This window comes from Actinomycetospora sp. CA-101289 (assembly GCF_050955895.1).
Classification (GTDB): Bacteria; Actinomycetota; Actinomycetes; order Mycobacteriales; family Pseudonocardiaceae; genus Actinomycetospora.
This window is the reverse complement of the sequence record NZ_CP192093.1, coordinates 2,660,793-2,678,419: the sequence shown is the minus strand read 5'-3', so window position 1 is coordinate 2,678,419 and position 17,627 is coordinate 2,660,793. Positions and strand designations below refer to the sequence as shown.

Below are 17,627 nucleotides of genomic sequence, written 5' to 3'. Positions count from 1 at the left end.
CGCGCTGGGGACGGCGGTAGTGGCTGACCACCCACCCCGTCTCGCGCGCGTGCCCGTGGACGAAGGCCATGGCGTGCTAGCGCACCTCGAAGCCCAGGCCGCGGCTGACGGCGCTCTCGCGGGCGCAGGCCAGCACGCGCGCGAGGTCGGGGTCGTCGGCCCGCTCCCCCGCCGCGACGACGACCGTGAGCGGGGCCGCCGCGCCCGCACCGCCGATCACCGCGTGCAGCCGGCAGCTCAGGGTGGCCGCGGCGACGCGCCCCGGCCCCTCCGGCACCGTGACCACGACCTCCGCGGGACCGTCCGGCAGCCCGGCCTCGGGCGTGATGGCGGGATCGGGGCTAATGACGGTCACGGGTCCTCCTCGGGCGCCGGGGCGCCGGGTGGTGTGACGGGCGACGACGGCGTCGACCCGTGAATCAGACATTGGTACCCCGGACGGGGCCTGTCCACGCCCCCCGCCGCGCCGAGACCAGCTCGTTGCACACGGACGGTCACCGTTGACCGTTGCCGTCCGGGGCCGGGAGGGTGCCGGACGTGACCGACGACAGCCCGGAGATCGACTACGCAGAGATCGACTACTCGGTGACCGACGGCGTGGCCACGGTCGTGCTCGACCGCGAGGCGCGCATGAACGCCTTCACCGGCCGGATGTGCGACGAGCTCGTGGCGGCGTGCGACGCGATCGACGCCGACGACGCGGTCCGCGCGCTCGTGGTCACCGGGCGCGGGCGCGCGTTCTGCGCGGGGGCGGACCTGGGCGAGGGCGGCAGCACGTTCGACGACCGCGGCCGCGACAAGGCCGCGCGCTACGGCGAGGTCGGCGGGGTTGGGCGTGACCGCGGCGGCGTGGTGGCCCTGCGCTTCGCCGCCCTGCAGGTGCCCGTGATCGGGGCGATCAACGGCCCGGCGGTGGGCGTCGGCGCGACGATGACGCTGCCGATGGACGTGCGCCTCGCCGGCGCGTCGGCCCGCTTCGGGTTCGTCTTCGCCCGCCGGGGCATCGTGCCCGAGGCCGCGTCGAGCTGGTTCCTGCCGCGCGTCGTGGGCATCGCGCGGGCGATGGAGTGGGCGATGACCGGGCGGGTGTTCGACGCCCGCGAGGCCCTCGAGGGCGGCCTGGTCTCGCGCGTGCTGCCCGACGAGGACCTGCTCGACGCCGCGTACACGCTCGCCCGCGAGGTCGCCGAGAACACCTCGGCGGTGTCGGTGGCGGCGACCCGGAAGATGATGTGGTCGATGCTCTCGGCGTCGTCGCCGTGGGAGGCGCACGCGCTGGACTCGCGGGCGGTGGTCGAGCTCGGCCGCGACGCCGACGCCGCGGAGGGCGTCACGGCGTTCCTCGAGAAGCGGGCGCCGGCGTTCCCGCTGCGCCGCACCCGCGACCACACCGACCTCGTGCCGGCGTGGCCGGCGCGGCCGTGAGGGTCACCCGGCGGTCGGGGCGCTCGCCCGGTCGTCCGCGACGCCGCGCGTGCGGAGCATCGCCCACCCGACGAACACGGCGGCGGCGACGGTGAGCACGCCGCCCGCGATCGTGACGGCCTCGCGGAACTCGACGACCTGCGACGCGCTCCACGGCTGGGTCGCGATCGTGCCGGTGAACACCGCCGCGAGGACGGTGCCCGCCACCGCGAGGCCCGCACCGGAGGAGACCTCGGTGGCGGTGTCGACGAGCGCCGCCCCGATCGACGTCCGGTTCTCCGGGAGCCCGCGCAGGACGTTCACCGCGGCGACGACGCCGGAGATCCGCAGCCCGGCGGCCACGAGTACGAGGGCGACCGCCACGCCCGCGTAGCCGTGGGTGCCGAACACCGTGTAGACGCCGAGCCCGACGACGATGGCCACCGCGCCGGACCAGGCGGCCCGCCCGAAGCCGACCCGCGCGACGTAGGGGTGGACGAACGGACCGGCGGCGAGGAGCACCACGACCTGCGGCAGCATCCCGAGCGCCGCCGCGGCCGGCGACCAGCCCCACTCCAGCTGCAGCTGCAGGGTCACGACGTAGCCGAGGCCGGCGGTCGCCAGCCCGGCGGCGGCCTTGTAGGCCAGCCCGCCCGAGACCAGGGGCCGGGCGACGAGCGCGAGGTCGAGCAACGGGCGGCGCGCCGTCCGCTCGCGCCGGACGAACCCGATCGCGCCGACGACCGCGGCCCCGGTGGCCGCCCAGGGCGCCCACGACCCGGCGCCCCGGTCGACGAACAGGGTGGGGGCGACGAGGGCGAGCACGATCGTCGCGGTGCCCAGCGCCGCGCCGAGCACCTCCACGGGGTCGCGGTGGAGGTCGTCGTCGCGGTCGGCGGCGATGCCCCGGCGCACGCCGACGATCGCGAGCACGGCGATCGGCACGTTGACCAGCAGCAGGACCTGCCACGGGGCGACGGCGAGGACGAGGCCGCCCGCCGTCGGCCCGACGGCGAGCCCGACGAGGCCCACCGTCGAGATGAGCGTGGTCGCGCGGACGCGCAGGCCGTCGTCGGCGAACAGCCGGAAGGCCAGCGCGATCGACCCCGGCGTGGTCATCGCGGCCGCGACGCCCATGACGGCCCGGACGGCGATGAGCTCCGCCGCGGTCGTGACGAACGCGGTGGCCAGGCTCGCGGAGCCCAGCAGCACGAGCCCGGCGAGCATGACCCGTCGGCGGCCGAACCGGTCCGCGACGGCGCCGAACACGAGCATCGACCCGCCGAACACCACCCCGTACGCGCCGGTCACCCACTGCAGCGCGACGGTCGAGGCCTCGAGGTCGCGGCCGATGGTGGGCAGCGCGACGGTGAGGACCGAGGTGTCGAGCATCTCGACGAGGAACACCGCGGAGAGCCCGGACAGGGCGACCCAGGCCTCGCGCAGGGAGGTGGGGTGGTCGGTGGTGGACACGAACGCCGTTCTACGGACGAACGCTGTTCCCGTCAAGCTAGGGTGGTGCGGTGAACCCGCGCGAGCGTCGGGAGGCGCGCCACCGGCCACCGAGCCCGGCCGACGTCGATACCCGGCCGCGTCGGACGACCCCGATCACCGTCGACCGGGTCGTCGACGCCGCGCTGGAGCTCGTCGCCACCGAGGGGTACGAGGCCCTGACGATGCGGCGGGTGGCCACCGCGCTCGACACCGGCCCCGCCTCGCTCTACGCGCACGTGGTCAACAAGGCCGACCTCGACGAGCTGCTCATCGGGCGGCTCTGCGCCGCGCTGGTGCTGCCCGAGCCCGATCCCGCGACGTGGCGGGAGCAGATCTGCGGGGTGTGCGCCCAGCTCCGCGACCGGTACCTGGCGTATCCGGGGATCTCGCGCGCCGCGCTGGCGATGGTCCCCACCGACCTCGAGATCGTGCGCGTCAACGAGGGGATGCTGGCGATCCTGCTCGCCGGCGGCGTCGCCCCGCAGGTCGCGGCGTGGGCCATCGACGCCCTCCTGCTCTACGTGTCGGCCTACTGCCTCGAGCTCGCGATCGCGCGGCAGCGGTCGACGCACGAGGACGCCGCCTGGGTGCTCGACCGCGTCGAGCTGCACCGCCGACTCTCCGCCCTGCCCGCCGGGACGTTCCCGCACACCACACGCCACGCCGCCGAGCTCACGGCCGGCGAGGGCCACGACCGGTTCGACTTCACGCTCGGGCTGCTGGTCGACGGGCTCGACCGGCGCTGACGTACCGGCGTGTCAGGCGGGCAGGGGCTCGGGCAGCTGCACGCTGCCGACCAGGGCCTCGAGCGCCGCGGGGTCACCGGTGAGGACGAGCGAGCCGTCCGCCTGGGCGTCGGCCACCGACACCCCCTGGTAGACGATCCCGGCGAGCAGGGTCGGCGAGCAGCGCACGGTGGCGGCCGCGCCCGGCAGCTCGCCGCGCTCGATCTCGAGCGCGCCGTGGGCGAGGTGCACGCGGAACGGCTGGTCGTCGAGCACGAGCTGCAGCGTCACGTCGGCGTCCGCCGCCCGCTCGGGGGCGAACATCGTGCGCAGCGACAGGATGAAGGAGTCGACCTTGATGCCGTCGGACTCGGGCAGCGAGCGCGCGGCCCAGCGCCCGAGCGACTGAAGCACGGGCTCGAGCTCCTGCCCCCACTCGGTGAGCTCGTAGACCGCGGAGGCCGCGGGCGGGGGCAGGCGCCGACGGCGCAGGACGCCCGCGTCCTCCAGCTCACGCAGACGCTGGGACAGGACGTTGGGGCTGGCGTGCGGGAGGCCCGTGCGCAGGTCGGTGAACCGCTTCGGCCCCAGCACCAGCTCGCGCACCACCAGCAGCGCCCAGCGCTCGCCGACCAGGTCGAGCGCGTGGGCCGCACCGCAGCCGTCGAAGTAGTCCCGTCGTGCAGCCATACCGGCACGTTACCACCGGATACGTCTTCCGACCTTCCGAGTAGCAGAGTAGGACCATCACGATCCGTGCTCGGCCGACACCACCCCGTGCTTCCACGCCCACGCGATGAGCCGCGGCCGGTCGGGCAGGCCGAGCTTGTCGAGCACCCGCCCGAGGTGGGTCTTCACCGTCGTCTCCCCCAGGTGCAGGCGCGCCGCGACCTCGGCGTTCGAGAGCCCGCGCGCGACCTCGGCGAGCACCTCACCCTCGCGGGCGGTCAGCGCGGCGAGCGCGGGCGGCGGCGCGGGCCGCGGGCGACCGCGGGCGACGGCGGCGACCACCCGCGGCACCACCGACGGGTCGAGCGCGCCCTGCCCGGCGGCGACCCGGCGCACGGCGTCGAGCATCTGCTCAGGCGGTGCGGTCTTGAGCAGGAAGCCGGCCACCCCGGCGCGCAGGGCGGCCTCGAGGATCTGGTCCTCGTCGAGCGTGGTCAGCACGAGCACGCGCGCGGGCGAGCCGGCCTCGGCGAGGGCCCGGGCGGCCCCGATGCCGTCGAGCCCGGGCATGCGCACGTCCATGAGGACGACGTCGGCGCGGCTGGAGAGCGCCACGCTGACCGCCGTCCGGCCGTCGCCCGCCTCGCCGGCCACGACGAGGTCGGGCTCGCCGGAGAGCAGCATCCGCAGCCCCGCGCGCACGAGCAGCTCGTCGTCGGCGAGGACGACGCGGACGGGGGCGGTCACGGGGCGGTCGCCGGCTCGGTGGAGCGGGCCGGGGCGGGCAGCGGGGTCGCCGGCAGCTCGGCGTGCACGCGGAATCCTCCTCCCTCGCGCGGTCCGGCCTCCAGCGTGCCGCCGACGAGCACCGCCCGCTCGCGCAGGTGGAGCAGGCCGTGGCCGCCGGGGTCGTCGGCGTCGCGGGCGGACGTCGGCGCCGGGCCGCGGCCCCGGTCGAGCACGGAGAGGCCGACGGACTCGCGCCCGTGGACCACCACGACCTCGGCCTCGGCGACGCCCGCGTGGCGCAGGACGTTGGTCAGGGCCTCGGCCGCGATCCGGTAGGCCGACGTGTCGGTGGCGGGCGCGAGGGCGCGCGCCTCGCCCTCGCGGCGCACGGTGACGGCCAGCCCGACGCGGCCGAGCTCGGCGACGAGGTCGTCGAGGCGGTCGAGCGACGGGGGCGGGTCGAGCGTCCCCGACCCGTCGGTGTCGGTGCGCAGGGCGCCGACGACGCGGCGCAGCTCGTCGACCGAGCGCCGCCCGAGCTCCTCGACCGAGCGCAGCACCTCGCCCTCCTCGGTGTCCTGCAGGCGCCGACGGACCACACCGACCTGCAGGGTCATCACGCTGACCGTGTGCGCGACGGCGTCGTGGAGCTCGCGGGAGAGCCGGCCGCGCTCCTCGGCGACGGCGAGGCGCCCGCTGCGCTCGCGCTCGGCGGCCAGGGCGGCGGCGAGGTCGCGCAGCTCCGCGCCGCGCCGGGCCTCGCGGCGCAGCAGCCAGCCGACCAGCCACGCCCCGCCCATCGTCGCGGCGAAGAAGACGAACTCGAACAGGGACTCCCCGTCGACGACGATCGAGGCCGCCGCGCTCAGGGCCGCAAGCGCCGCGCCGAGGGCGCTCCACCGCGTGCGCAGGTGCCGCGCCCCGTACGCGATCAGCACCATCATCGTGACCAGCGCGGTGCCGCCGATGCCCGGCGAGTCGGGGACGAGGAAGACCTGCACCGGGAAGCTGATCACCGCGGCCACCACGCCGAGGGCCGGCACGAAGGGCGCGACGCCCGCCCCGGCGATCAGCAGCGCCATGGGCAGCAGCACCGGCCCGAGCGCCTGGTCGCGGTAGGTCAGCGCCTCGACCAGGCACGCAGCCGTGACCAGGCCGGCGCCCGCGAGGGCCACCAGGAGCCGGACGGCGATCGGGCGCACCGCGCGGACCCTAGGCGGCCACGGCGCCCCGGGGGTCCTCCCACGGGAGGACCCGGGGTGGACCGGCGGAGGACCAGGACGGGCCGCAGACACGATCCGTGATCGTAGTGGCGCTCCATAACCTTCCGTCATCGCTCAGACGGAGCAACGACGAGCACGAGGAGCCACGATGAGCATCACCTCCGACCCCACCACCGTCATCGCCACCGCGCACCGCGCCACCGACGCCGGCGAGCAGGGCGCCCCGGCGATCACCCGCACCGCCGCCGGCCTCGCCCTGATCGCGTTCCCGGTGTTGTTCACGGCCGGGATCGCGACGTCCCCGCCACAGGCGTCCGACGCGACGACGGACTACGTGGCGAGCCTCGGCGCGGACCCGGCGCTCACCGGGCTCTCGGCCGGCCTCCTGCACTACTCGTGGGTGGCCTTCGCGCTCGGCGTCCTCGCGACGATCGGGCTGGTCCGGGGCCGGCGCGGCCGGGTGTTCGTGCCCGTCGCGGCGATCCTCGCGTCCCTCTCGGCGATCCAGCTCTCCGGGCTGCTGCTCAGCGACTGGTTCACCGGCGCCGTCGCCCGCGCCCTGCCCCTCGACGCGGCCGCGGCGCTGACCGAGGGCGTCTGGGGCGACCCGTGGGTGACGAGCTGGCAGCTCACCGGGCAGTTCGTGGGCTTCGTCGGCATCCCGCTGGTGATCGCCGCCCTCGCCCGGGCCGGCGTCGTGAGCTGGTGGCTCCTGGCCGCCCCGGTCGTCGGCTTCGCCGGCTTCTTCGTGCCGCTGCCCGGCGCGATCCTGGTCGGGATGTTCGTCAGCTCCGCGCCGATGATCCTCGTCGGCGTCCGGCTGCTCCAGCGCGCCTCGGCCCGCGTCCGCCGCGAGGAGGTCGCCGCCGCCTGACGCCCGCCCCTGGACGAACGAACGGCGAGTTCGCTGCACCGGAAGCAGCGAACTCGCCGTTCGTTCGTCTCGTGGGCGCGCTCGCGGCTCAGGTGCCGGGCGCGATGAAGAACTCGAGGGCGATGTTGTCGGGGTCGCGGAACGACACCCCGGAGCCGTAGTGCGCCTTCTTGATGCCGCCGTGGCTGATGCCCAACTCGTCGAGACGGTCACGCCACTGCTCGAGCTCGGCGGTGCCGTTCAGCCCGAAGCTGATGTGGTCGACGCCCGTGCGGTGCTCGTCGGCGGGGTCGCCCGACTCGCGGCCCTGGTGGGTGTGCAGCCCGAAGAGGTTCCCGCCGTCGAGCGCGAACACCGTGTGGTGGAACTGGCCGCCCTCCTCGTCCTCGTCGAGCACGGGGTCGGCGCCGAAGAGGCGGCTGTACCACTGGGTGCTGCGCTCGAGGTCGGACACGGTGATCGCGATGTGCTGGAGGCCGGGGAAGGCCATGGAGGGGGCTCCTTTGCCCTGGGGGGTGTCGGTCACTCGCGGTGCTGCCACTGCGGGGCGCGCTTGGCCAGGAAGGCCGACATGCCCTCCTGGGCGTCGCACGTCATCGCGTTGGTCGCCATCGTGTCGCTCATCTGCTCGTAGGCCGCGTCCTCGGGCAGGTCCACCTGGCGGTAGAACGCCTCCTTGCCGATGCGCAGCGTCACCGCGCTCGCGTCGGCGACCTTCTCCGCGAGCGCGCGCACGGTGGTGTCGAGCTCGTCGGCGGGGACGACCTGGTTGACCAGCCCCCACTCGGCGGCCGTGGCCGCGCCGATGGTCTCGCCGGTGAGCAGGAGCTGCATCGCGCGCTTGCGCCCGATCGCCCGCGTCACCGCCACCATCGGCGTGGAGCAGAACAGCCCGATCTTCACCCCGGGCGTCCCGAACACCGCGTTCTCGGCGGCGACGGCCAGGTCGCAGGTGGCGACGAGCTGGCAGCCGGCGGCGACGGCCACGCCCTGCACCGCCGCGATGACGGGCTGGGGCACGCGGTGCACCAGGGTCATCAGCTCGGTGCAGACGGCGAAGACCTCGCGCTCCTCGTCGAGCGTGCGGTCGACCATCTCGGAGAGGTCGTGGCCGGCCGAGAACGCCGGGCCCTCGGCGCGCAGCACGATCACGCGCACCCCGTCGCGTCCGGACACGTCGGTGAGCGCGGCGTGCAGCTCGCGCATCGTGGCCACCGACAGGGCGTTGCGCCGGCGGGGATTGGCCAGCGTGAGCACCGCGGTCGCGCCCTCGACCTCGATCCGCACGGCCGCGGGCGCGGGCTCGACGGGGGTGGCGGACGGGGCACTCACGGTCATGGACCCAGTCCACCATCCCCGGCAGCCGCGGGCCAGGCCGCGGGCGGAGCGGGGACGGTCAGGCCAGCGCCCGGCCGCGCGACGGTCCCGTGCCGTCGCCCTCGGCGCCGTCGCGGTCGAAGCGCATCCAGATCTCGCGGCGCTCCTCGTGGGTGCGCGCGGAGTCCATGGCCGCGAGCCGGCGGCGCTGGTCGTCATCGGACGCGCCCTGGGCGTGGGCCCGGGCGGCCTCGGCCATCGCCGCGTCGGCGTCGGCCTCGGCGCGCGTCGAGGGCCGGGGCTGGCGGTGCGCGTCCTCGGGCTCCTCGTCGTCGGCGCCGCGCTCCTGGCGGTAGGGGTTGTCGTCGGGGAGCTTCGAGGCGAACCGCCCGTAGGCGCCGGTGAACAGCAGCACGAGCCCCGCGCCGATCGAGAAGAAGACGTTGGGCAGGCGGAACGCCAGCAGGTTGTACGCGGTGCCGATCAGCGCGAGGTTGACGAACGCCGAGACCAGGAACGCCACCCCGATCACCACCATGACGGTGGACGAGAGCCGCCCGCCCCGGATCGCCGCGACGACGAGGACCACCGCGGTGACCAGGGAGATCGTCGACAGCGCCCCGTTGGTCGACAGGCCGGCGACCGGCGCGCCCTCGGTGTCGAAGAACGAGAGCCCGCCGACGAAGCCGAGCACGCCGAACGCGGCGATGACGACGGCGACCACGATCGCGCCGACGCGGTGCACCCACATCACCTTGTGGTCGGGGTGCAGGGCGCTGGCCACCCGCGATCGGTCCTGCTGGTCGTCCTGCTGCTCGCTCATCGCTGCCCCTCCGCCTCGCGCTCGGCCTCGCGGCGGGCCTCGGCGCCGGTCTCGCCGACGTAGCCGAGGTCGCGGCCGGCGGCGCGGCCGACGAACGTGTCGGTGTCGCCCGTACCGGTCACCGCGCCCTGGTCGCCCTCGTGCTCGGGGTGCTCGCCGCCGGCCACGCGGGACGCGGCCGTGCGGGGGTCGTGCCCGGCGTCGGACTCCGAGGGATCGGAGGTGGGCGAGGGCCCGACGGGTCCCCGCTCCCCGGTCAGACGGGCCCGCCAGCGGGCGAGGGTGTCGGCGAGGGACATGGCGGGGGCTCCCGGGGGAAGTCGGGTGTGACCCCGGGGCATAGGCGCGCCACCGGCGACCGAAACGTCACGTCCCGGCCTCGGCCCCGCGTCGGCGGCCTCACCAGGGCAGGGCGGCCCGCGTCCCGTCGTCGAGGTAGGCCGGGTTGAGCCACGGCGGCAGCGCGGTGGGCACCTCGACGTCGACCCGCTCGCCGCGGAAGGCGACGGCGGCCCGGGGCCCGTCGACGACGACCTCGACGTGCTCGAGGTTCCGCGGCTCGCCCGGGTCGTGGCCCAGCGCGGCGGCGGCGAACCCGCGCAGGAGCGCGGAGTGGGAGGCGACCAGGGTGACCGCCGCGGCGTCGGCGGTGTCGAGGGCCCGGATGCCGGCCCAGGCGCGGTAGGCGATGACCTGCGGGGGCTCGAAGTGCAGGCCGACGAGGTCCATCCACCGGTCGATGGGCCCGCCGAGGCGGGAGGCGGCGCCGTAGTCGGTGTCGAAGCGGTCGTATGCACGCACCCAGTCGGGGGTCGGCGCGCCGTTCGGGGAGTAGCGCAGCCGGTGCGCCGCCACCCCCGACGACTCGCGGGCCGCGCCCTCGTGGAGGAACTGCAGGCTGTCGAAGCGCCCGTCGGGCCGGGGCTCGCCCAGCGCGAGGTCGTCGCGGCGCTCGGCGAGCACGTCGCGCAGCATCCGCGCCGTCGCCGTGGCGCGTGCCGTGGGGGCGTGCACCAGGTCGACGCGGGCGCCCGCGGGCAGCTCGGCGGCCAGCGCGTCGCCCTTGGCGCGGCACTGGTCCTCGCCGTGCTCGGTGAGCCCGACGTCGTCGAAGTAGCCGTGCGTCTCGCCGTGACGGATCAGCAGCACCCGGCTCATGCCGCCCACCCTGACCTGATCACCGAGTCGCGTGCACGGCGGGTTCCGCAGCGGCGAACGACGCGAGCTCGAGGTCGGCGGGCGTGCGCGCGCCGGCGAGGGCGAGCGTGAGGTCGAGCTCGGCGAGGACGTCGCGGGTCACCTGGGCGACGCCGGCCGCCCCGGCCAGCGCGAGCCCGTACGCGAACGGCCGGCCGAGGCACACCGCGCGGGCCCCGAGCGCCAGCGCGCGGGCGACGTCGGCGCCGCTGCGCACCCCGGAGTCGAGCAGGACCGGGACGCGGTCGCCGACGGCGTCGACGACGCCGGGCAGCGCGTCGAGGCTCGCCACCGATCCGTCGACCTGGCGGCCGCCGTGGTTGCTGACCAGCACCCCGTCCACCCCGGCGTCGAGCGCGCGGCGGGCGTCGCCGGCGTGCAGGACGCCCTTGAGCACGACCGGCAGGCGGGTGCGCGAGCGCACGGTGGCGATGTCGTCCCAGCTCAGGGTGGGCCGGGAGTAGACGCGCAGGAACGTCTCGACCGCGGCGCGCGGCAGCGGCGAGCGCAGGTTGTCGACGAAGCGGCCGGGGTGGTGGCGGCTGATCTCGACCAGCGTGCGCACCGCCGCGGGCGTCGGGCGGGGGGTCGGGCGCGGCGGGCCCGCGGCCGTCTCGCGGGTGAGCCGGGCGAACACGGGGTCCGAGGTGTACTGCGCGATGCCCAGGCCGCGGGCGAAGGGCAGGTGCCCGAGGTCGAGGTCGCGCGGACGCCAGCCCAGCATCGTCGTGTCGAGGGTGACGACGACGGCGCCGGCCCCGGCGGCCTCGGCGCGGGCGAGGAAGCTGTCGACGAGGTCGTCGGAGGTCGACCAGTAGAGCTGGAACCACCAGCCGGCGGTCGCGTACGGCGCGATCTGCTCCATGGGGTGGCCGGCCTGGTTGGAGACGATCATCGGGACCCCGGCCTGCCCGGCGCCGTGGGCGACGGCGAGGTCGGCCTGGGCGGAGACGAGGTCGAGCGCCCCGATCGGCGCGAGCAGCACGGGGGCGTCGAGGCGCCGGCCGAACAGCTCGACCGAGGTGTCGCGCTCCCCCACCCCGCGCAGCACCCGCGGCACGACCTGGTGGCGGCCGAAGGCGTCGCGGTTGGCGCGCACGCTCTCCTCGCAGCCCGCGCCGCCGGCGACGTAGGCCCAGGCCTTGCGGGACATCACCCGGCGCGCGCGGCGCTCGAGCTCGGGGAACGCGGTGGGCACGACCGGGCGCCGCCCCGTGATGCCGCCCCGGTAGACCTCGTCCTGCCGCACCCGTCCGCTCTGGCTCACGGGCGCCATCCTCGTGCAAGCGTGGCGGCCACGCTTGCACTCAACGTCAGGAAATCCGCATCCTCGGCGGACACGGGTCGTCGGGAGGAGCACGGTGAGCGCAGCGGCAGGGGCCATCGGGGGGACGACGGCGGCGGCGCTGGAGGCGACGGTCCGCGGCTACATGGACGCCTGCACCGCGGGCGACGCCGACGCGATCGCCGCCCACCTCACGGACGACGCCCGGCACTACTTCCCGCCCGACATGTACGACGGACCCTGGGTCGGCGGGCGGGTCATCGCCGAGCGCTGGGCGACGGCGGTGCGCGAGCGCGGCTCGTCGTGGACCGTGGACGCGATCGTCGTCGACGAGCCGCGCCGGCAGGCGGCGTGCGAGTGGACCCACCACAAGGGCTCGCTGGGCGTGATCCTGCGCGGGGCGGAGTGGTACGAGTTCGACGGCGACGGGTTCATCAGCGAGATCCGCGCCTACTACGCCTCGCCCCAGGCGCCCGACCACGCCCGCCTCGAGCTCGGCGGCTTCGACTACGCGGGCCGGGGCTACCCGCACGCGCAGCGGTGATCGTGGGGGCTTTCCTGGCGTTGAACGCCAGCGTGGCCGCCACGCTGGCACGTCAGGCGACCACCAGGAGAGCCTCGATCGTCGCGAGGACCGTCGGCCAGGTGGGGTGGGTCGGGTCGACGAGGGTGAAGTGGTCGCCCTCGACCTCCACGAACTCCGCGTCGTCCCCCGCCGCCCGGGCCAGCTCGACGTAGCGGCGGCTGATCCCGATCGGCACCCGGTCGTCGGCGGGCGCGTGCACCGCGCGCACCGGGACCCCGAGCGGCAGCCGGGCCGCCGGGTCGGCCTCGGCGTAGCGCTCCGGGAACGCGTCGGGCTTCCCGCCGACGAGGTCGGGCACCGCCGTCCCGCCCACGCCGTCTCGCGCGACGTCGGCCAGCGTCAGCACCCCGGCCAGCGACACGACGCCGGCCACCGGCACCCGCGACGCCACCCACGTCGCCAGGTGCCCGCCCGCCGAATGCCCCACGACGACGCACGGCGCCTCGACCAGGGCCACCGCCGCGGCGACGTCGTCCAGCGTCGCCGGCCACGGGGCCTGCCCCACCCGGCGGTACTCGACGTTCCAGACCGTGAACCCGCGGGCCTGCAGGTCCGCCGCCACCGGCGCGATGTGGTCCAGCCCGACCCGGGCCCGCCAGAACCCGCCGTGCAGCAGCACCACCGTCCCGGCACCGGAGCCCGGGGAGACCTCGACGAACTGCGCCGGGTCGTCCCCGTACGCCCGGCGTTCAGCGCACACGCAACATCGCGTCCAGCTCCACGGCGAAGCCCCGGGGCAGCGCCCGCACCCCGATCGCCGTGCGCGCGTGCTCCCCGCGCGCCCCGAACACCGCCGCCAGCAGGTCCGACGCCCCGTCCACGACGGCCGGCTGGTCGGTGAACTCGTCGGTGCACGTGACGTAGCCGCGCAGCACGAGGACCTGGGCGACGCGGTCGAGCGAGCCCAGCGCGTCGCGCGCCTGCGCGAGCAGGTTCAGCGCGCACGCCCGCGCCGCGGCGTAGCCGTCCGCCACCGCGAGGTCCGCGCCGAGCCGCCCGACGTGCCCGTCCGCACCCTGCCCGGCGAGGTGGAGCACGTCGCCGGCCAGCGACCAGCCGCGGTAGTGCCCGGCCGGCTGTCGCAGCGGCGGGAGGGTGAGCCCCAGCTCCTCGAGCCGCTGGTCAGGACCGGTCACGGCGACCACACCCGCCGGCGCGCCGGCTCCTCGGCGGGCAGCCCGAGCGCCCGGGCGACACGGGCGACGGAGCCCGCGGGGTCGGTCACCTCGAACAGCTCCGCCGCCATCCCCGCCGCCCGCGCCCCGTCGAGGTTGGCCGCGAGGTCGTCGACGAACAGGCAGCGCCCCGGGTCCTCCCCGAGCGCCCGCGCCGCCACCCGGAACGCCTCGGGCGCCGGCTTGAGCACGCCGAGCTTGGCCGCCTCGAGCACCCCGTCGAAGCGCGCCACCGCCGGGAACCGCGCCGGCCAGTCGTCGCCGAACCAGTGCGCCATGTCGTTGGTGAACGCCACGACCCGCACCCGCCCGGCCAGCCGCGCGATCAGCCCGAGCACCTCGTTGCGGACGTACGAGCAGTCGCGCCACAGCGCCCCGATGTCGATGTCCGGGCGCCGCGCCGCGAGCTTCGCCCAGTACTCCCGCTCCTGGACCTCGCCCCGCTCGACCGCCCGGTAGTCGGGGTCCGGGCCGGTCGGGCCGGCCGGGAAGCCGGGCACCGCGGTCGACTCGAACAGCGTCGGGATGACGACGCCGCCCATGTCGAGCAGCAGCGTCCCTCCCCCGCCGCGGGTGCGGCGCAGCGCCTGGCGACGCCGCGCCCGCACCGGGTCGACCGGCGCCGGCGCCGGCCGCCCCTCGGGCGAGGGCGAGCACGACGTCACGCGGGCTCCAGCACGGTCACCACGCCCGAGCTCCCGTCCACCCGCACCCGCTGCCCCGTGCGCAGGGTTGCGACGGCGTTGCCCGTGCCGACGACCGCGGGCATCCCGTACTCGCGGCAGACGATCGCCGTGTGGCTCATGATCCCGCCGACGTCGGACACCGTGGCGGCCACACGGGCGAACACCGGCGCCCACGCCGGCGAGGTGGCCGGACACACCAGCACGTCGCCGGGCTGGACCTCGGTGAGCTGCGACGGGTGCGTCACCACGCGCACCGGGCCCTCCACCACGCCGGGCGAGCCCGCGGTGCCGCGCAGCACGCCGTCCTCGGTGTCGGTGCGCAACCACTCGGAGACCGTCGAGGTGGTGATGCCCCAGAGCATCACCGTGAACGGCTCGTCGATGGTCGTCGGCGGCGGCCCGAGCGCCGGCGGCGGCTCCCACGCCCGCAGCGCCGTGTAGATCTCCCGGCGCCGCGCGATGATCGGGCGCCAGTAGTCGGCCCCGCGCGGCCGCGAGCCCACCGACCAGCCGGCGACACAGTCGTAGATCGCCTCGGCGACCTCGTAGCGGCGCAGGAAGAACATGTCCTCCGGCTCGTCGAACTCGCCCATCGTGGCCAGCGCGCGCGAGAGCTCGTGGGACTTCGCCCAGAACGTCGCCCACATCCAGTGCTCGATGTAGAGCACGTGCTCCTCGATGTAGACGAACACCTGCCGCGCCAGCGCGACCGTCTCGTCGAACGTCGCGCGGTCGGCCTCGTCGAGCAGCTCGCGGTAGCCCGCGGTGATCCGGTCGCGCTCGGCGAGGACCTCCTCGGTCGGCCGGTCGATCGAGCTGCCGTCGGCGAGGCGGCGCAGGTACTCGCGGACCGAGGCCAGCGGGATGTTCGGGTCGTCGGCCCAGGTCGGGTACGTGTGGTAGCCGCCGGGGTGCCCCGGGTCGGTGTTGATGAGGAACCACGGGTCGGCGGTGCGCTCCCAGTCGGCGAGCCACTCGGCGCCGGCCGGGTCCTCGCGCAGGGCCGCGAACAGGGTGCGGGCGTCCTCGTCGCCCGCGATCCGGTCCGCGATCCCGAGCCGCTGCGCCTCCTTGGCGAGCCGCTTGAGCTCGTCGTCGGGGCGGTACAGCTCGACGCGCAGCCCGCCGACCATCCGCGAGATGGACTGGTCGGAGATGTCGGGGAACGCCTGGCGACACATCCCGAAGAACGTCAGGTAGGCGGCGTAGCCGATGTTGAGCAGCTCGAAGTGGTACTGGTACGTCTCGTACATCGTGAGCACGAGCCGGTCGAAGTCCCGGATCATGCGGAACCCGGCCGAGTGCCCGGTGTGCGCGTAGACGGTCTCCTCGGGCTCGAGGTCGGGCAGCGGGTCGAAGCGGATCGCGCGGATCTCCTCGAGCTTCGCCATGACCTTGCCGCGCCACTCGTCGTAGATCGCGTCCCAGCGCTCGTAGTAGTGGCCGGCCCGCTTCCCGAACTCCTCGGCGCGCGCCGCGATGTCCTCGGGCGGCGCGGGCACCGGGGTCACGTAGAGCCGGCCGTTGACGATGCGCTGGTCCACGCCGAACGCGGGGGGCATCGCGAACACGCGGGTGTTGAACGCCCCGAGCGCCTGCCACCAGCACTCGCACTGGATCTCGTCGTAGGGGTGCAGGACGTCGGGGTGGTGCAGGCGGTCGGCGAACCAGAAGCGCTGCTCGTCGAGCTCGCGGCGCTCGGGCCCGAACAAGTGGTACCAGTCGTACATCGACTCCCAGCCCTCGGCGCCCTCCGGGGTCGGCACGTCGAACGGGCTCGGGAAACGGTCAGCCGCCATGGTCGGCGTCCTCTCGGGAGGAGCGGGTGAGGGTGGCGAGGACGGCGGACAGCGCCGAGCCCACGCCGGGCGCGGGGGCCGCCGAGCGGGGCGCGCGGCCGCTCCACACCGTCTCGGGTCGGGTCTGGAGCAGGTGGACCGCGTCCGGGCCCCCGGGCTCGGCGACGGCGAACTCGCCGTCCTGGGGCACGCCCGCGTCCCGCTCGATGCGGCGGGCCACGGCGAGCAGCGCGGCGAGCTCCGCGTCGTCGAGGCACGGACGCTCGCGGTCGTCGGGCGCGACGTCGGCGACGACCGTGCCCGGCCCGTCCTCGGTGCGCGTCAGCCGCGTCGCCTTGTCGGCGATCTCGCGGCGCACGACCTCGCCGCTGATCTTGTCGATGACGAAGCGGTCGGGGGTGACCTCGCCCGACACCAGCGGCTCCCCCAGGCCCCAGACGGCCTCGCAGACCACGGTGGAGCGGTCGCCGTTGGCGGGGTTGAGGGTCATGAACACCCCGGCCGCCCGCGCGGGGACCATCTCCTGGACGACGACGGCCATGGCACCGGCTCCCGCGCCGCCGACCGCCGCGCTCTGGCGGTAAGAGATCGCCCGCGCGGTGTAGAGGCTCGCCCAGCAGCGCGCCACGGCGTCCGCCACCGGGTCGGGTCCGCGCAGCTCGAGGTAGGTGTCGTGCTCTCCGGCGAACGACGCGCCGGCGGCGTCCTCGCCCACCGCCGACGACCGCACGGCCACCCGGGTGTCCGGGCCGACGCGCGTCGCGTAGGCCTCGCGCACCGCGTCGAGCACGGGGCTCGACCGCGCGGTCTCCAGCAGCGTCGCCCGCGCGCGGTCCGCGGCCTGCTCGAGGACGTCGAGCGGGGTGTCCGGGTCCAGCCCGCGCAGCGGGGCCTCGACGTCGACCCCGTCGCCCAGCGCCGCGGCGAACGCCGCCGTCGAGACGACGAATCCGGCGGGGACGCGGCCCCCGAGGGCGACCAGGCGGTGCAGGCCGGCGCCCTTGCCGCCGACCACCGCACTGTCGGCCGCGGCGGGGTCGTCCAGCCCTATCACCCAGGGCCCGCTCACGGCCCGTCCCACCCGGCGACGAGCGCGACCACCGCCGCGTCCACGCAGCTGCGCCCGGTGACCGCGGCCGCGGCCTCGTCGGTCGCGACGAGCACGGTCGTCCCCGTGCCGGCGTCGAGCAGGTCGACCGCGACGCGGCGCTGCTCGCTGCCGGGCTCCCGGACGATCACCATGCGCAGGCCGCCGAGCCCGTCGACCTCGCGCTCGGACCAGACCCGTCCGACGACCTCGCCGAGGATCATGACTCGATCGCCCGGGCGAGCCGGTCGGCGCTCCCGTTCTCCAGCAGGCCGACCGACACCCCGTGCGGCTTCGGGTAGACCTGGGCGGCGCGCAGCTCGCCGTACTGCTCGACGGCGGCCGAGCCGGCGTTGACGGCCTGGCGGACGGCGGCGAGCGAGCCGCGCACGGCGACGGCCAGGTAGCCGCTGGACACCCGGTCGATGGTCACGGTCTCGACGTCGGCGGTCTTCATCATCGCCTCGATCCCGGCCGCGAGCGCCACCACGCCGCGCGTCTCCAGGATCCCGATGGCGCCCGAACCCCGTTCCGTCATCGGGCCAGCTCCGCTT

The 17,627-nt window shown here is 75.8% G+C and carries 22 protein-coding genes; 4 read left to right on the top strand and 18 right to left on the bottom strand.

Going from position 1 to position 17,627, the window contains the following annotated elements; genetic code table 11:
• Window positions 1–76: 76 nt before the first annotated feature.
• Window positions 77–355, bottom strand: coding sequence for a hypothetical protein (locus ACQPX6_RS13365; protein WP_433787804.1), 279 nt, complete (start codon window positions 353–355; stop codon window positions 77–79).
• Window positions 356–537: 182 nt separating this feature from the next.
• On the opposite strand from ACQPX6_RS13365, the gene ACQPX6_RS13360 reads away from it, so the two are divergent.
• Window positions 538–1,425 (top strand): enoyl-CoA hydratase-related protein, encoded by an 888-nt coding sequence (locus ACQPX6_RS13360; RefSeq protein WP_433787803.1) that lies wholly within the window; start codon window positions 538–540, stop codon window positions 1,423–1,425.
• A gap of 3 nt (window positions 1,426–1,428) precedes the next feature.
• On the opposite strand, the gene ACQPX6_RS13355 is transcribed toward ACQPX6_RS13360, so the two are convergent.
• Window positions 1,429–2,877 (bottom strand): MFS transporter, encoded by a 1,449-nt coding sequence (locus ACQPX6_RS13355; RefSeq protein WP_433787802.1) that lies wholly within the window; start codon window positions 2,875–2,877, stop codon window positions 1,429–1,431.
• 50 nt (window positions 2,878–2,927) lie between these two features.
• On the opposite strand from ACQPX6_RS13355, the gene ACQPX6_RS13350 reads away from it, so the two are divergent.
• Window positions 2,928–3,644 (top strand): TetR/AcrR family transcriptional regulator, encoded by a 717-nt coding sequence (locus tag ACQPX6_RS13350; protein WP_433787801.1) that lies wholly within the window; start codon window positions 2,928–2,930, stop codon window positions 3,642–3,644.
• Window positions 3,645–3,656: 12 nt separating this feature from the next.
• On the opposite strand, the gene ACQPX6_RS13345 is transcribed toward ACQPX6_RS13350, so the two are convergent.
• From ACQPX6_RS13345 to ACQPX6_RS13335, 3 genes are read right to left on the bottom strand one after another with little or no spacing between them, the layout of a single operon-like run.
• Window positions 3,657–4,313, bottom strand: a complete 657-nt coding sequence (locus ACQPX6_RS13345; protein ID WP_433787800.1) for a winged helix-turn-helix transcriptional regulator — start codon at window positions 4,311–4,313, stop codon at window positions 3,657–3,659.
• Between the two features lie 57 nt (window positions 4,314–4,370).
• Entirely contained in the window at window positions 4,371–5,039 is a 669-nt protein-coding gene (locus ACQPX6_RS13340; RefSeq protein ID WP_433787799.1) for a response regulator, read from the bottom strand.
• Window positions 5,036–6,223: a sensor histidine kinase gene (locus tag ACQPX6_RS13335; RefSeq protein ID WP_433787798.1), complete on the bottom strand. Its 1,188-nt coding sequence runs from the start codon at window positions 6,221–6,223 to the stop codon at window positions 5,036–5,038. The genes ACQPX6_RS13340 and ACQPX6_RS13335 overlap by 4 nt, the downstream gene beginning before the upstream one ends.
• Before the next feature lie 169 nt (window positions 6,224–6,392).
• On the opposite strand from ACQPX6_RS13335, the gene ACQPX6_RS13330 reads away from it, so the two are divergent.
• Window positions 6,393–7,118 (top strand): hypothetical protein, encoded by a 726-nt coding sequence (locus ACQPX6_RS13330; protein WP_433787797.1) that lies wholly within the window; start codon window positions 6,393–6,395, stop codon window positions 7,116–7,118.
• Between the two features lie 88 nt (window positions 7,119–7,206).
• Here the strand turns inward: ACQPX6_RS13330 and ACQPX6_RS13325 are convergent, their stop codons facing one another.
• From ACQPX6_RS13325 to ACQPX6_RS13300, 6 genes are all read right to left on the bottom strand, one after another.
• A complete protein-coding gene (locus ACQPX6_RS13325; protein ID WP_433787796.1) occupies window positions 7,207–7,608 on the bottom strand; it encodes a VOC family protein in 402 nt (133 codons plus the stop codon).
• Between the two features lie 32 nt (window positions 7,609–7,640).
• Window positions 7,641–8,456: an enoyl-CoA hydratase gene (locus tag ACQPX6_RS13320; RefSeq protein ID WP_433787795.1), complete on the bottom strand. Its 816-nt coding sequence runs from the start codon at window positions 8,454–8,456 to the stop codon at window positions 7,641–7,643.
• Window positions 8,457–8,514: 58 nt separating this feature from the next.
• Entirely contained in the window at window positions 8,515–9,258 is a 744-nt protein-coding gene (locus ACQPX6_RS13315; RefSeq protein WP_433787794.1) for a DUF4383 domain-containing protein, read from the bottom strand.
• The gene (locus ACQPX6_RS13310; RefSeq protein WP_433787793.1) at window positions 9,255–9,557 is read right to left on the bottom strand and encodes a hypothetical protein; all 303 of its coding nucleotides are present in this window, start codon (window positions 9,555–9,557) and stop codon (window positions 9,255–9,257) included. Before ACQPX6_RS13310 ends, ACQPX6_RS13315 begins: the two co-directional genes overlap by 4 nt.
• A 100-nt stretch (window positions 9,558–9,657) precedes the next feature.
• Window positions 9,658–10,416, bottom strand: coding sequence for a histidine phosphatase family protein (locus ACQPX6_RS13305; protein WP_433787792.1), 759 nt, complete (start codon window positions 10,414–10,416; stop codon window positions 9,658–9,660).
• Between the two features lie 19 nt (window positions 10,417–10,435).
• A complete protein-coding gene (locus tag ACQPX6_RS13300) occupies window positions 10,436–11,722 on the bottom strand; it encodes an alpha-hydroxy-acid oxidizing protein (protein ID WP_433787791.1) in 1,287 nt (428 codons plus the stop codon).
• Window positions 11,723–11,816: 94 nt separating this feature from the next.
• On the opposite strand from ACQPX6_RS13300, the gene ACQPX6_RS13295 reads away from it, so the two are divergent.
• Entirely contained in the window at window positions 11,817–12,284 is a 468-nt protein-coding gene (locus ACQPX6_RS13295; protein WP_433787790.1) for a nuclear transport factor 2 family protein, read from the top strand.
• 52 nt (window positions 12,285–12,336) lie between these two features.
• Here ACQPX6_RS13295 and ACQPX6_RS13290 read toward each other — a convergent pair whose 3' ends face one another.
• The 7 genes from ACQPX6_RS13290 to ACQPX6_RS13260 are packed head-to-tail and all read right to left on the bottom strand — an operon-like array spanning window position 12,337 to window position 17,611.
• A complete protein-coding gene (locus ACQPX6_RS13290) occupies window positions 12,337–13,026 on the bottom strand; it encodes an alpha/beta hydrolase family protein (RefSeq protein ID WP_433787789.1) in 690 nt (229 codons plus the stop codon).
• Complete coding sequence (locus ACQPX6_RS13285; RefSeq protein ID WP_433787788.1) at window positions 13,016–13,462, bottom strand: RidA family protein; 447 nt, start codon at window positions 13,460–13,462, stop codon at window positions 13,016–13,018. Before ACQPX6_RS13285 ends, ACQPX6_RS13290 begins: the two co-directional genes overlap by 11 nt.
• The gene (locus ACQPX6_RS13280; protein ID WP_433787787.1) at window positions 13,459–14,166 is read right to left on the bottom strand and encodes an HAD-IA family hydrolase; all 708 of its coding nucleotides are present in this window, start codon (window positions 14,164–14,166) and stop codon (window positions 13,459–13,461) included. Before ACQPX6_RS13280 ends, ACQPX6_RS13285 begins: the two co-directional genes overlap by 4 nt.
• Window positions 14,163–15,986: a PEP-utilizing enzyme gene (locus tag ACQPX6_RS13275; protein WP_433787786.1), complete on the bottom strand. Its 1,824-nt coding sequence runs from the start codon at window positions 15,984–15,986 to the stop codon at window positions 14,163–14,165. Before ACQPX6_RS13275 ends, ACQPX6_RS13280 begins: the two co-directional genes overlap by 4 nt.
• On the bottom strand, window positions 15,976–17,055 hold the full coding sequence (locus ACQPX6_RS13270) for a PEP/pyruvate-binding domain-containing protein (RefSeq protein WP_433787785.1): 1,080 nt from the start codon (window positions 17,053–17,055) through the stop codon (window positions 15,976–15,978). Before ACQPX6_RS13270 ends, ACQPX6_RS13275 begins: the two co-directional genes overlap by 11 nt.
• Window positions 17,052–17,297, bottom strand: a complete 246-nt coding sequence (locus tag ACQPX6_RS13265) for a EutN/CcmL family microcompartment protein (protein WP_433787784.1) — start codon at window positions 17,295–17,297, stop codon at window positions 17,052–17,054. The genes ACQPX6_RS13270 and ACQPX6_RS13265 overlap by 4 nt, the downstream gene beginning before the upstream one ends.
• The gene (locus tag ACQPX6_RS13260) at window positions 17,294–17,611 is read right to left on the bottom strand and encodes a BMC domain-containing protein (RefSeq protein WP_433787783.1); all 318 of its coding nucleotides are present in this window, start codon (window positions 17,609–17,611) and stop codon (window positions 17,294–17,296) included. The genes ACQPX6_RS13265 and ACQPX6_RS13260 overlap by 4 nt, the downstream gene beginning before the upstream one ends.
• Between the last annotated feature and the right edge of the window lie 16 nt (window positions 17,612–17,627).